Origin of the sequence: Bacillus sp. FSL L8-0152, assembly GCF_038006365.1 — a bacterium.
In the GTDB taxonomy this organism is placed as follows: domain Bacteria; phylum Bacillota; class Bacilli; order Bacillales; family Bacillaceae_G; genus Bacillus_A; species Bacillus_A cereus.
Genome location: NZ_JBBOVB010000002.1, coordinates 32,909 through 46,849, shown reverse-complemented (window position 1 = coordinate 46,849; position 13,941 = coordinate 32,909). Strand labels below are relative to the sequence as shown.

Here is a 13,941-nt window from a genome sequence, read left to right as displayed (position 1 = left end):
CAAACGTTTTCCTTCAAGTAATTTTTACTACTTTAATCTGCTGCGTAGAGACCGGAGTTTGAAATTTTTCTACTTTCTGGGCTGATGACAGGGTAATTTTAAGCTATTAAAGATTCCTTTTGTGTATCTAAAATCCAAAAATAAAAAGATAAGATCAGGGAACACGATCTTGTAAGTGTTATTTTTAATGACCGCTTCCGCGTGGAAGGTGCTGACCACCATCATTTTCAGGTGTATATTTTCATCCTACACCTGGTTCATCAATATAATAACCGGTGTTTCCATCTGTTTATTTACAACTTATATAGTTCATTTAAATTTCTCACCTTTTGGTTAATGCTTATATAGTCGTCTAGGTCCAATTTAAGCGTACTATTTCTAGAGGATTACATTAGTATTTTCGTTGCTTAGCCATGTTGATAAATGGTTCATATGTACTTGTTTCGTCAAAAGGATGCCCAAAACCATATTCATCTTCTCACGCATGGTAACCGTAGGTTGCAATACCTACACCTTGCGTGTGATTTTCTGGAAAATAGATAATGACTTTTGCTTCTTCGGGATTAGAGAGGTGCAGGCAAGCACATATTTTGTCTATTAAGTATTTATTAATTATATTGATTACACTTGTTCTTTTTGCACACCAACCAATATCATCATAAATATGTAATAAGTGATTTTCTTTGTCGACATATAACTCAAAATGATTATATCCCATATTGTGAAAGTTTTCCGTGATCAAATGGAATCGATTGTCAACGATATTTGGAAATAAAAACATATCATAGGTATCACTGGCAGTAATAACAATAGCTCGTTCATTATCTGATGATTTTTTGAACATGATAAATTCCTCCTTAAGAATATTTTTGTATTTTAATCTACCCCCACTTTCACTTCACTTAGAAGTGAGGGGTTCCTAAGTAAAGAGTTTTATTGAACTTAGGCTATTCCCGCAGTCCTTGCGGTTAGAATCCTTATCGCTTCATTCTTTAAAGGATACTTGCATTCATATTTCTATCATCATGTGTACGACAAGAAGGACACTCCCATGTATGTAGCTTCAGACTTTTAACATCTTTGTTTTGTTAGTAACAACAAGAACATAGTTGCTAGAAACAAATGTTTTTGATACAACAATAACTTGTTTGTCATACCATTTTTCTTTATATTCTAACATGGTTCGAAACTGTAACCATGACAAATTGTTTAGTAACACTTTATATATGTTGAACAATTAAGATGACTTGATGCTATTCCTTGTTCGAAGAGCCAATTCATCTCCCAGCTACTCACTGGACCGTGAACCTTCTCACTTCTTGAGGAAGGCGTCTTCTTGGCTAAAATAATAAGGAGTAAAAAGATAATGATATTCTATAAAAGATTTTCTATACTTATATTTAAATTAACTGAGGAGGCTTTTATTTGCTGACAGTATTAAAGAGTATTTTGGGGTAATTGGTTGTATTTTAGCGTTGTACTATCTAGTAACTGATAAATTTGAAGTAATGCCTTTTATGTCTTTATTTATGGGATTGTTGATTTTAATGACAGGAATTTCTAATTAAAAAGAAAATCAAAAAGCTTCGGCGTATATGCTATTTTTAGCATCAGGATTTATTATCTTTGTTGCAGTTTATACTTTCAGTTCTTAACATATATTTACTTAGAAAAATCAAGTTAACACAACTTACCATTATTAGGAGTAAAAAGAGCTAGTTTTTTACAATAATAATTATCCATACATATAACATGAGTTTATTTTACTAACTGTTTTGATTTATAAAAAGTCATATTTTTTTATTCTTTATAATAGTGTAAACCATTTTGTAGAGTTTCTGTGTGGAATTCCAACTTATGACTAGTTGGGTCTGTTAAAAATAGTACTTTTGTAGTTCCTTAAAAATGGAAATTGTATGCCTGAAAGTGAAAGTATGCGAATACTTAAATGATACATAAATAGTACTGAATAATCCTAGTATTTTTAGGTTGAGAATGTATAAAAAAGTCAATTTAATATTGACTGAATATTGTTATTTTTCTTTTTTTGAAAAGCGGAGTAATCTACTGTAATAAAGGCGTTTATAACGTTTTTTTCTTTTGACTAAAAGGGATTGTTCACTTGAAAGAACAGAAGATGTTTGTTAAGGTAGTGAACCATAAGCAAAAACTAAAAAATAGAAAGAGTCATTTCCCGGAATTTTGAATGGCTTATGGTAACACAAAGGAGAGATTTGGTGAAGGTTGAAATTATGGTTTCGCTTGCCATTTATATGGCAGCTATGTTGTACATCGGATATTGGTCTTATAAGAAGACATCCGATTTATCAGATTATATGTTAGGTGGAAGGGGACTCGGTCCAGCAGTTACAGCTTTATCAGCTGGCGCTTCTGATATGAGTGGCTGGATGTTAATGGGCTTGCCTGGTGCAATGTATGTAACAGGAGTAGCAAGCGTATGGATTGCAATTGGGTTATTAGTAGGTGCTTATGTAAATTATTTAATTCTTGCCCCACGTTTAAGAACCTATACAGAAGTAGCAAATGATTCTATTACTATCCCAGACTTTTTAGAAAATCGATTTCAAGATCGCACGAAAATACTACGTTTTGTCTCCGCTATTGTTATTTTAGTCTTTTTCACATTTTATACGTCAGCCGGTTTAGTTTCAGGAGGACGTCTATTTGAAAATTCCTTCAATCTTGATTATAAAATTGGATTATTTATAACAGTTGGTGTTGTTGTTGCATATACACTATTTGGCGGTTTCTTAGCAGTCAGTTGGACAGACTTTGTGCAAGGATGCATTATGTTTATTGCACTTGTATTAGTGCCAATTGTTGCTTTTACAGATGTGGGTGGTGTAACAGAAACATTTAATATAATAAAACAAGTCGATACCTCATATTTAGACCTATTTAAAGGAACTACAATACTTTCCATTATATCATTTTTAGCATGGGGACTCGGATATTTTGGACAACCACATATAATTGTCCGCTTTATGGCAATTACCTCCGTTAAAGACTTAAAAACTTCTCGTAGAATCGGTATCGGTTGGATGGGGATTTCGATAATAGGTGCAATGCTTACAGGACTTATTGGTATTGCTTATTACGCCAAAAATGGTGCTACATTAGAAGATCCAGAAATGATTTTTGTAACATTTTCAAGTGTTTTATTCCATCCGTATATTACTGGATTTTTATTATCAGCTATTTTAGCCTCTATTATGAGTAGTATTTCCTCACAATTACTCGTTATTTCAAGCGCAGTTACAGAGGATTTTTATAAAACATTTTTCCGCCGTCATGCAAGTGATAAAGAACTCGTATTTATAGGTAGGCTGTCCGTGTTAATAGTAGCTATGATTGCAGTTGTTTTATCATATCATCCAAGCGATACAATTTTAACACTTGTCGGTTATGCGTGGGCAGGATTTGGTTCTGCATTCGGTCCAGCAATTTTACTAAGTCTTTATTGGAAGCGAACGACAAAATGGGGTGTACTTGCAGGGATGATTACCGGTGCAGCAGTAGTCATTACATGGGTGCAAATTCCGAATCTAAAAGTGATGATGTACGAAATGGTACCAGGATTTTCACTAAGTTTACTAGTTGTCATTATTGTGAGCTTGTTGACACCAGAACCTACGAAGGCAATTTATTGTGAATTTAGTGAGATGAAAACATTGCTGGAACAAGAAACAAAGTAATCTAATGTAAGTGTTTGATATTAAACTATACAAAAGACATTTTTTTGAGAATGGGTAAATGCTATAATCTCCATGTTTATTGAAGATGTAATATTTAAATAAGAAAGTAGGTGTAGTTCATGTTAAAAGCATACAAGTATCGCATCTATCCGAATAAGGAACAACGTACATTTTTTTCTAAAACATTTGGATGTGTACGATTTGTATATAACAAAATGCTTGCTGATAGAATCAATTCTTATCATGAATCTCAAACAAGTATTGATAAATCCATCAAGTATCCTACACCAGCCCAATACAAAAAGGAATTTCCGTTTCTTAAAGAAGTAGATAGCCTTGCTCTAGCTAATGCACAAATGAACTTAAATAAGGCGTATGCTCATTTCTTTCGTGATAAATCTATTGGTTTTCCAAAATTCAAAAATAAAAAAGAAAACCGTTGTAGTTATACAACGAATAATCAAAAAGGAACCGTATGTATAGAGAATGGATATATGAAGCTACCAAAACTAAGGACAAGGGTAAGAATTAAGCAACACAGACCGTTTTTTGGTTTGATTAAGTCTGTAACGATCTCTAAAACAACTACTAACAAATATTTTGCTTCTGTTTTAGTTGAGGAAAAGGAACGACTGTTCCCTGAACTGAAAAAAAGAGTTGGTATTGTTATGGGTTTAAAGGGTTTTGCAACCCTATCTAATGGTAAGAAGTACGAAATTCCAAAATGGATGAGAAAAACTGAAAATAGATTAGTTTTTTTACAAAAGTCTTTGCTGCGCAAAAAGAAAGGCTCTAAAAATCAAAATAAAATTAGATCACAAATTGCAAGACTTCACGAAAAAATTGTTAACCAACACAATGACTTTCTTCATAAAATCAGTAATGAAATCACTAACGAAAACCAAGTAATTGTGATGGAAGATTTGAAAATGAAGGATATACAAAATAATCATAAGTTGGCAAAATCAATCTGTGAAGTATCTTGGGCTAAATTCAGAGAATACCAAACCTACAAAGCACTATGGAAAGATCGTGAGTTAATTATTGCACCGAAGAATTACTTAAGTGGTCAACTCTGTTCTTGCTGTGGTTATAAAAACAAAGAGGTAGAAAAGACGAATCTTTATGAATGGGATTGCCTAATGTGTAATAGCCATCATGATCGAGATGTAAATGCAAGTATCAACTTGCTAAAGCTAGCCCTGTAGTTTGATGCTTTCGTTTAGGGGTAGGAACTACCCTGATAGCTTGGAAAATATAGATGGCTAATATAAGTGTCTACTTCCCAAGAAGCATCCACTTCAAACAAACAATAAGGGTGTTAAGTGGTGTGTAGTTCACAGATGACTTCACACTGCCTTTAACAAAAAGGCAGATTGGATCTCCTTTGGTAAAAGAGATAAGGTAATTTCAATATCTTGTTTCTTAATGGATTTTTTCTTTAAAATGAGGAGATAATAAAAAATTACAATAAATCTAATAATGTATAGAGTTATGTTGCATGGTTATCTAATGAAACTACCCTACAGATGGTAGCTAAGTTTGAACAAGAAAAATTAGCTTTATAAACCAAATTTTACATGCCAGTTCTTCTAAAAATACAAGTGTAATATATCGCTGTAATTTTTCAACAAATGATAGTAGTTCATCTTGAATCGAAATATTCATAAAAAAAGTTATTCTTTCTAATTAATCTAGTTAGAAAGAATAACTTTTTTGGTACTTAGAGGTATTAAAACCCCTTAAGTTCATGGGTATGTATGTTGATCCCTATTTGTTGTATATTTCTGTGTATATTCAACTAGCTCAGTAATTGTTGAAAGAAAAAAGGAACAAAACTGCACTAGATTGCCTAGAGGGCCTAATTATTTCACTTGTACAAACGGGGTAGCACCACCGCTTACTTGTGGGAGTTTTCCGTCCCATTTCTCGATTTTTTTGATTTCTACTATTTCTGGAGATAGAGATTGCTTTAAAATTTCATTTGCCTGTGCTTTACCTTTCGCAGCCTCTATGTCACGTTCAGCTTCCACAATAGCTTGTTTTTTCTCAATCTCTAATTTTTCTAATCTTTGTTGCGCATCTACAACACCTTGAATTGCTTTTGCTGTATTTTCGTCTGGTTTTGGTGCTTCAAGTGTTACTGAATCAACCATAAATCCAGTATCATCTACAATTCCACGAAATTCTTTTTCAATTGCCGCATTAATTTCTCCTTGATGCTGGAACACTTCGAGAACAGAATATTTCGAAAACACATTAAGTGTCGCTTTTTTGATACGTGTTTGTAGCCAACCATTCTCAATCACATCTGGAGATTGCCCTTTAAATTTGTTATATATTTTAGGGAGTTTTTCTACATCATTTGCATAATCATAAGATAAACTAACAGCTAATGGTTTACCATCTTTTGTTTGTACATTAAAACTCTTTACTTGTATCGTTTCCGTAGAAACTGGATATTCCGTTACACGTTTAAATGGCGATACTAGATGCCAACCTTGGCCTAATGTTTCTTTTTCCACACCTGTACTTCTATTATAAACTACACCTGCATGTCCTTGTTCAATTACTGTTACACTCATTGCAGTTAAAGCTCCAACTACTAAGAGTCCTATTCCTACTATAATAGCGCCCATTTTCTTTTTCATTTTTTGTCTTCCTCCCTGAAGCTATTTTTTATTTTTAATGCGATATTACCTATCCATTCAAAAACCCCTAGTTTACCCGATACGAACCAAATGCTGGATAAAATCATCACAAATAATACAACCCCAACGACCAATGAATACATCGGATTCCCCCTTCATTCGTAGCATTCCTTTCTTTAATAACTCACATGTCTTTAGATAGTTAGGAATGTTTATAAATATAATTTGTATTTGTCATAAGAAAAACAGTTTAAAAATCATGCCTTACTTCAAAAAAATTTCTTATTGTATAGGTACACCCGGCAAGAATTTTACAATTAACACCATAATAGTAGCTAAGAATCCTATTTTAATAATGAATAGAATAATAATCGGAATAATTGCTTTTACTTTACTTAATCCCGCTGTAATTTGTAATCCTAACCAAATTAAGACCAAATTCCATATGTAAAATACTTCTATTGCATTACCAATCCCATATGTAAATGTACCCTCGGACAAAATTGCCCCTAAACCTGTATATTGTGTGGATCCACTACCCACAATGAAACTTAAAGTAGTATTTATAAATCCGCCAACGATAAGAATAATGTTTGTATATGTAACTATGCTTAATAATGTTTTATAAGATGTATCATTCCCAAAAAATACGATAAACACTTTGTAAATAGCTGTTATAAACAGTGCCCCAATCATTGTCCCTACAAAATTTGATAAGATACCAGAAATAACTTCTCCTGCAAAAGTACTCTTTCCAGCAAGTTCTCCAAATTCTTTTCTCATCTGAATCATCTCAGGTGAGGAATACATCACATATTTACTCAAACCACCTAAAATTCCTTGTAACAGTGCAACTAAAAAGAATATACCCCAAACTTTTTGGTTTGTTTTAATCCTTTCAAACTGAAGGCTAGGAGAAGTAAACATTCCAAGTAGTGATGGCTTCTTCTCCCATTCTTCTGGTTTTACATTTTCTTTCATTTTGAATCCTCCTGATTCTGTCCCACTAAAATTATATATAGTAGGACTTTTCTCTTTACTACATGACGAATGTCTTCATTTTAATTAGGTACATAAAATTATAAGTTCTTAACACGAGTTCAAATGACCTTGTTTTTAGAACTTATATTTAATATATATTGAATATGCTGAAAAATCAACAAGAAATTCAAAAAACAATAATAACCTTTTTTAATTATTTATTATAAAAATTTACAAATTAAGATTAACTTTACATGGGTATGGATTAAACATGTAGTGATTTCTTAGTTTTTCTGTAAAGATGCACCTTTACAGATACATATAAATCTATGAAGAATACATATGTAAATATAGATTTTATAATTTGTTGACGGTTGTTTATTTTACAAAGATTTACAATAAGGATTTGCTATCATTCTTAATGAGGTGTATGAAATGAAACATAAAAAGTCTGGATATGTACGAGTTTCCAGTAAAGATTAAAATGAAGGACAACAAATTCGAAATATGAAAGTTTTAGGGATAGAAGATCGGGATATTTTTTATCGATAAACATTCTGGTAAAAACATGCAATATGTGAACCATTCTTATACAAGTCAAACATGTCCGAAATGTTCTGAAAAGAACAAGGTACAAGACAGAAAATACAAGTGCCAATGTGGATTTGAGAAACATCGTGATATCGTTGGGGCGATAAATATTTGCTACGCAACTGTGGTTGGAGGTAATAGTCAACCACTATATGGCCTGTTTTAGGAGGGGGATGGCACACCCTCATCTTGAAGGCTGTTCAAAACAGAAATGGACTGCGAATGCTTAGTCATTCAAGAATCCCATCCGTTACAACGTAAGGTGTAGGACTTGCGGCTTTAGCCGTGGGAGTGTCAAAATATCCTTATTGTTGATGTTTTCACTGCCAAAAAGGAACCTTGCACAGGTTGCTTTTAGTTTTTATCGAGATACAATTTTACTAACTCTATTATATCCCCTTGATTTGTGACAGAAATGTTAAATATTTGAATATAAAGAGATTTCTAGTGTATGAATATATAAATACAATTATAAAGGGGATAATTTCGTATGTTTACAAAAAAACTAGTAATCGTAGCAACTACTGTAGCATATAGGATATGGATTAACTGTGGGTATGACGCCAGTTTTCGCAGACTTTAATGGGGGTCCCGCAAATCATACAACACATTCTATTCTCCATGAACAAGAACAAATACCCTTTACTGGGTATGTTATTTCAGTGGATAATAATTATCTAGTTGTTGCAAATACAACTACAAAAGAAGAAGCACTCTCATATCAAAATGATTGGTGGAAATTGGTTGCTCAAAATAAAATTTTAAAAGGTTAATATTGAGAATATTCAGTGTAAATAATATCAATTTACTATAGTTTACAATTATGTAAAGATATATCCAAAGTTGGTTTTTCTTTAAAACTTATCCCTAATGAAGAGTTAAAGAGATTTTTGTTGGAGTCATCATGAAGAAACAAGCCAACTTCTAAACAAATTGGCTTGTTTTAAATCAATGCTCTTTTTCATTTATAATTTTGCCAAACCATCAACATTTACAAGCTTAATCACACACAATATTAAGACTTTTTGCCTCTTTTGATGAAGGCAATTGTAGGAGTGTTTGAATATAGGCTCAAACAATGGATAGACTGCTTTAAATGGGATGAAACAATATTCCTATTTACCAGCAAGCCCTCCAGTTAAAAGTAAAGGATACACAATAAAAAATTGTTCATGGATTAGGATGTCGTGTCAGTAATTTACATAAATAGCTAAATCAACTTGGTTTGTAATGAGTAGGTTAAAAGTTGTCATATGAGTAATGATAAGGAATGACATTATGAATGGCCTTCGTATAAGAATAATTTAAGAGTCTAACAGAGACTGTAGTTGATACAGTAGGATGTGGGTGCTTACAGAATATATTAAAGGAAATGAGGTGAATACAGCATGAGAGGAGTTGCAAAAAAAGTACAAAGGCTACGCTTACTGGAGGAGCATTGTGAGCGTCAAGTAGACACAAAACAATATTGTGCACAGAAGTGTAAAATAGAAAAAGAGTGTATCAAACTAGAAAAAAATACAGTTAAAAAACGAACCCAAAAGGTACAAACGCCAGAAGAAAAATGGGATGCAAGATGTAAACAAGCAGTAGAATTATTTAATCAAGGAATGGAATATCCAGTTATTGCAAAAAAAGTGGGATGTAAAGTAAGTAGTTTGTATAGAGAGCTCAAGAAACGTGGTGTATTACAAATGCCAAAGCAAGTAGCACCATCTAAAGTAGTAAAACCATCTATACTATCACCACAAACAAAAAAATCGGCGTTCCAACGATATAAAGAATACTATATGTATAAATAAGAGAATTACTGATGATAGGATCGATAAATTGAATTAGGAATACTATTGCTAGATATATAATCTGCATATAATCAAAGGGATTTAAAAAAGCGTTTGTTTAGAAATACAATTGAATATTGCAACATTATATTTATTTTTCATCAATTCAGTGTACTCTCTTTTTTGAAATCAGGATGCGTAAGAATACCAAAATACACAAAAATTCATTTTTTAAAAATCTTAAGAGATTATTAAGCATTGGTTCCATATTGGCCATTAATGTTTAGCACTGAAATGTGTTATTCAAGCTATATACCGTATAAACTTAGTGATTGTAATATTTATGAAATGAATACAATTTTTATAAATGGAAGGGGATATATCATGTTAACTGAGTTACAAAAAAAGTTTTTCTTAAAATTAAAAATCCCACCAAAAGAAAATGTGGAATTTGAAGATTTGCATACAATTCTTTTACAGTTGGGGCACGTATTACCTTATGAAAACATAGACATCATGGAAGGGAATATGAAAGAGTTTTGCAGAGGAAATATTGAAGAAAAACTATTTGTAAAGAATCGTGGCGGATTATGCTATGAGATTAATTCTTTATTATATTATTTTTTGTGCGATTGTGGATTTAATGTGTACCGAATAGCTGGAACTCTTTATAATTCAAACACAAGAAAATGGGGTCCTGATGATGGCCATGTAATCATCGTTCTACAGCACAAACGTGAGAACTATTTAATAGATGCAGGTTTTGCATCGTATCTTCCTTTACAGCCCGTTCTTTTTGATGGTAACAGTGTGACTTCTGTGACCGGAGAATATCGTGTTCGTAAACAAAAAACAGAGAAAGGAACCCATGTATTCGAAATGAAAAAAGGGAAAAATGGTGAAACTTCGCATTTTCTTGATTCTGATCTTACTGATACCTGGTCTATCGGTTATGCTTTTTATTTAAATGAAATTAACGAAAAGAAAGTGAGTGCTATACAAAACATGGTTATAGAGCATCCAGAATCGCCAGTAAATAAGGGGAATATTATTTGCAAATTAATTGAAAATGGGCATATTGCACTTACTAAGCAAAGTTTTACAAAAACCCGGTATGGGAAAAAATCTAAAAAAGAAATAACAGAGAAACAATATCATCAAATACTTAGAGATACATTTCATATTTTTTAGAAAACTAACATGAAGAAAGTGAAATAGTAGATTTCATAAATCGTTGTTCCTTCATTTGTATCTGGATTTTTATTTTATATCTCTTTATATATTTTTAATGATTTAAAAGAAAGCAATAAATTCTTCTATTTTACCACTAGAAACATATTTAAATAGGTTATCTTTGCCCAACTCCTTGAAATGAGGGAATAGCAAGAAATTCAAATAAATATGTTATATAAGTATAATTTGTATTTTTGAAATGGAGAATTCTGAATTTTTTTGCGAAAACATGTAATTAGAGCAGTATTTTAATTTAAATGTGATACGATAGCTATATATGCATTTAGATGGTAAAAGGGGATGAAGTTTGGTGAAAAACCATGTAAAAGTAAAGGGACGACTCTATCAAACAAATAAAAAGTGGTCACATCTCCGGCAAAAACAAAAAAACATATTTCTAATTGGTTACATTGGGAATATACACAGTTTGTAAGAACGCATCATAGAAAACCTAGAAAGTACGAGCATGATGAAATTCTTCATGAAGTGATGAATCAAATACAGAAACGTAAAATCTGGATTCCGTATGATGAAGTGAAAAAATATTATGTAAGCAAAGTAGGAAAATGGTTTAGAAAAATAGAAAGTGAATGGGAAACACGAGGTGAGGGTGCATTCCATGTATAACTTACAGAATATATGTGTGAACAGTTAAAAGAGAAAAAAGGAACAGTATTATCATTTTAAAGAGTGAGGTTCCAATACGTAGATAGGTCCTTGCAACAGATAAATTTACTGTCTTTATGATAGTTCATGGTAAGCATCAATTCATCTACAAGTAATCTCTACAATTATTAAGTAGTTCTTTTTCTTCCTTTTTGGGAGGGGGAGGAAAAAATACCTACTTAGTAGTCAAAATATACAGAGTTTGTTTTTCAAGCAATAGGAATAATACCTAGAAAAAAAGACTTTAGTACGTCTTTTTTGGGTGTTGAAGAACAGACGAGAAGAATAGGGGGAGAACTCGTTGGAAACGAAATTACAAGCATTTCAAAAGGATAAAAGTAAGAACATGCTATTTTCACAGGAACAATTGCTACAAGAGGCGTTTCAAAAGCGTCAGAATATCACATTGATTCTGTTAAAAGGATTACATGTAAAAGGAAGGATAAGAGGATTTGATACTTACTCTGTTTTAATAGAATTTGAAGGAAAGCAACAGCTTGTATATAAACATGCAATCTCCACGGTTCGATTTTAGAATAAAACAGTAGCATGAATCCTAGTGATCTCATGCTACTAATGAAGATTATTCAGCTTTCCCCGCTTTAAAGACAGGTATTTTACTCACAGGGATGGTAAGAGCTTCACCAGTATGTGGATTGCGTCCTTTACGGGCAGCACGATTTCGTACTTGGAATGTGCCAAATCCAATTAGTTGTACATTGTCTCCATTTTACAGAGCGTGTTGAATATATTCTAATACGGCATCCACCGCAAGACTTGTTTATGGTTTTGTTAGTTCGGCTTGTATTGCGACTTGTTTTATTAATTCTGTTTTATTCATAGGACACCTCTTATTATAGTTAGTTTTTGTTTAGTATAAGGTGAGAAAATACGTGGTGCAAGATGATTTGTAAGATGTGAAATTTTAAATTCTTTTTATAAGGAAAAAAGAAATGAGGAGGAAAAGAAGATGACAAATGTTTTCCATATGGAACCGAACGAATTTGAACGTATTTCAGAAACATTAAGGGTGTTGGCACATCCTGTCCGTCTACGAATTGTACATCAATTAATAAAGAAAAAGTCTATAAATGTTTCTGCATTACAACAGTTTCTCTCCATGCCACAATCGACTGTTTCGCAACATCTTAGTAAGCTAAAAACACATAAAGTCGTAGCATATGAACGAAAAGGATTAGAAGTATTTTATCGAGTGGATGATGAAAAGGTGAAACAAACACTCAAGATACTTACATGTTAAATACATGGATTTGTTTATATGCCTAGTAATATGTACTTATAGGAATAATAGATAGAGGAGGGAGCGCATCTATGAATAAAATTTCACAATATAATTATATAACAGTGAAAGAACTTATTTTTATCCATGCCTACGTAACAGGAGAAGAAATCTCAGATCGGCAAGCATTACAAATTTTAAAACAGTTAGCTCCTGAAGAAATATCAGGCACAATCAAACAAAGCCGTCGGTATTGTATAAGGAAAAATGGAGAAGAGCTTTTTGAATACTATAGAAAAAAACAGCCGAAATTATTTGATAAACAAAAATTATACACGTTTGAAGAGTTGAAACATCGAGCGGATAATTATTGTTCCTCCTATTTAATGATTCACCTCTAATTCAGATGGTTCACTCCTTGTACATTTTGGTAAATGCATAAAATTAATATTTACTTTGCGGAGAAGGTAAAAACGAACTCTCAGATCCTCTTCTACCGAAAGAAAAAGATAAGAGCAATAATTTTCCCCTTGAAAAGGTAAAAACAATAAATGAAAGACAACAAGGCTATTTAAAGAAGCAGAGAAAAAAGTAGAAAGGGAGATATACCTATGCAGGTGAGGTTATAATTTCACGTACCAAAAGGTTTTATTAAAAATAAAACCCATCAAACCCTTGCTCAAGGTTTGCCTTTTCTCTTTATTCTTCAATACAATAAACATATAGAATAACCACAAAGAAAGGTGTATAAAAAGGTAGTCCAACCATCTATTCTTCAACAACAAAAAAACCTCAAAAAAGGGTAGTATACAATCGAGTGATTGAAATGTTAAATGGTGGCGAAGCCATTTCTCATATTGCAAAAGAAAATGGTGTAATTAGGAAAACCGTCTACAGAATAAAGAACACCCTAATCTAGATTAAAATACTCATTTACCCCTTATTGTAGCAACGTTGGTACCTGGACTTGTACGAATGATTCGCAAATCAATATATATATTAAGCAAGTGATCCTCCTATTTTTCCAAACAAAATCATATAGATGGAAATAGATAAGTAAGAATAAAGAACTGAAGAGATAT

11 protein-coding genes and 9 pseudogenes are annotated in these 13,941 nt (G+C 32.3%); 13 read left to right on the top strand and 7 right to left on the bottom strand.

The genetic code is table 11. The features are described from left to right. Positions 1-478 precede the first annotated feature (478 nt). Together MHH27_RS28655 and MHH27_RS28650 are read right to left on the bottom strand one after the other, a co-directional pair. Positions 479-844, bottom strand: a complete 366-nt coding sequence (locus MHH27_RS28655; protein WP_340945036.1) for a hypothetical protein — start codon at positions 842-844, stop codon at positions 479-481. A 98-nt stretch (positions 845-942) separates the two neighbouring features. After that, positions 943-1,201 (bottom strand): annotated as a pseudogene (locus MHH27_RS28650) (zinc ribbon domain-containing protein); the annotation flags it as partial. A gap of 376 nt (positions 1,202-1,577) precedes the next feature. Between MHH27_RS28650 and MHH27_RS28645 the strand changes: the two are divergent. The 3 genes and pseudogenes from MHH27_RS28645 to tnpB all read left to right on the top strand — a co-directional run. Further along, positions 1,578-1,655: pseudogene (locus MHH27_RS28645) on the top strand (DUF3953 domain-containing protein); the annotation flags it as partial. A gap of 582 nt (positions 1,656-2,237) precedes the next feature. Beyond that, positions 2,238-3,716, top strand: coding sequence for a sodium/proline symporter PutP (putP, locus tag MHH27_RS28640; protein ID WP_150190406.1), 1,479 nt, complete (start codon positions 2,238-2,240; stop codon positions 3,714-3,716). Positions 3,717-3,835: 119 nt separating this feature from the next. Beyond that, positions 3,836-4,924, top strand: coding sequence for an IS200/IS605 family element RNA-guided endonuclease TnpB (gene tnpB / locus MHH27_RS28635; RefSeq protein ID WP_340945032.1), 1,089 nt, complete (start codon positions 3,836-3,838; stop codon positions 4,922-4,924). 305 nt (positions 4,925-5,229) lie between these two features. Here tnpB and MHH27_RS28630 read toward each other — a convergent pair. The 4 genes and pseudogenes from MHH27_RS28630 to MHH27_RS28615 all read right to left on the bottom strand — a co-directional run. After that, positions 5,230-5,384, bottom strand: a pseudogene (locus MHH27_RS28630) (IS4 family transposase); the annotation flags it as partial. Positions 5,385-5,581: 197 nt separating this feature from the next. Then, positions 5,582-6,367 (bottom strand): prohibitin family protein, encoded by a 786-nt coding sequence (locus MHH27_RS28625; protein ID WP_150159339.1) that lies wholly within the window; start codon positions 6,365-6,367, stop codon positions 5,582-5,584. Further along, positions 6,364-6,510, bottom strand: a complete 147-nt coding sequence (locus MHH27_RS28620; protein ID WP_340945029.1) for a hypothetical protein — start codon at positions 6,508-6,510, stop codon at positions 6,364-6,366. Before MHH27_RS28620 ends, MHH27_RS28625 begins: the two co-directional genes overlap by 4 nt. Positions 6,511-6,649: 139 nt before the next feature. Next, positions 6,650-7,348 carry a Yip1 family protein gene (locus MHH27_RS28615; RefSeq protein WP_340945027.1) on the bottom strand — a complete coding sequence of 233 codons (699 nt, stop codon included), beginning with the start codon at positions 7,346-7,348 and terminating at the stop codon, positions 6,650-6,652. Positions 7,349-7,907: 559 nt separating this feature from the next. On the opposite strand from MHH27_RS28615, the pseudogene MHH27_RS28605 reads away from it, so the two are divergent. The 7 genes and pseudogenes from MHH27_RS28605 to hfq form a co-directional block, all read left to right on the top strand. Then, positions 7,908-8,105 (top strand): annotated as a pseudogene (locus MHH27_RS28605) (zinc ribbon domain-containing protein); the annotation flags it as partial. Between the two features lie 324 nt (positions 8,106-8,429). After that, positions 8,430-8,706, top strand: a pseudogene (locus MHH27_RS28600) (DUF3221 domain-containing protein); the annotation flags it as partial. Between the two features lie 621 nt (positions 8,707-9,327). Continuing rightward, positions 9,328-9,741 carry a hypothetical protein gene (locus MHH27_RS28595; protein WP_150191942.1) on the top strand — a complete coding sequence of 138 codons (414 nt, stop codon included), beginning with the start codon at positions 9,328-9,330 and terminating at the stop codon, positions 9,739-9,741. Between the two features lie 363 nt (positions 9,742-10,104). Beyond that, positions 10,105-10,911: an arylamine N-acetyltransferase family protein gene (locus tag MHH27_RS28590; protein ID WP_340945022.1), complete on the top strand. Its 807-nt coding sequence runs from the start codon at positions 10,105-10,107 to the stop codon at positions 10,909-10,911. 352 nt (positions 10,912-11,263) lie between these two features. Continuing rightward, positions 11,264-11,580, top strand: a pseudogene (locus MHH27_RS28585) (transposase). Between the two features lie 12 nt (positions 11,581-11,592). After that, a pseudogene (locus MHH27_RS28580) lies at positions 11,593-11,735 on the top strand (RNA chaperone Hfq). Positions 11,736-11,920: 185 nt separating this feature from the next. Beyond that, a complete protein-coding gene (gene hfq, locus MHH27_RS28575) occupies positions 11,921-12,154 on the top strand; it encodes an RNA chaperone Hfq (protein ID WP_150159347.1) in 234 nt (77 codons plus the stop codon). Positions 12,155-12,202: 48 nt separating this feature from the next. On the opposite strand, the pseudogene MHH27_RS28570 reads toward hfq, so the two are convergent. Then, positions 12,203-12,460, bottom strand: a pseudogene (locus tag MHH27_RS28570) (HU family DNA-binding protein). Positions 12,461-12,589: 129 nt separating this feature from the next. Here MHH27_RS28570 and MHH27_RS28565 point away from each other — a divergent pair. From MHH27_RS28565 to MHH27_RS28555, 3 genes and pseudogenes are all read left to right on the top strand, one after another. After that, positions 12,590-12,880 (top strand): ArsR/SmtB family transcription factor, encoded by a 291-nt coding sequence (locus MHH27_RS28565; RefSeq protein WP_151581002.1) that lies wholly within the window; start codon positions 12,590-12,592, stop codon positions 12,878-12,880. A 71-nt stretch (positions 12,881-12,951) separates the two neighbouring features. Continuing rightward, positions 12,952-13,260, top strand: coding sequence for a hypothetical protein (locus MHH27_RS28560; protein ID WP_340945013.1), 309 nt, complete (start codon positions 12,952-12,954; stop codon positions 13,258-13,260). Between the two features lie 350 nt (positions 13,261-13,610). Next, positions 13,611-13,778: pseudogene (locus MHH27_RS28555) on the top strand (helix-turn-helix domain-containing protein); the annotation flags it as partial. Between the last annotated feature and the right edge of the window lie 163 nt (positions 13,779-13,941).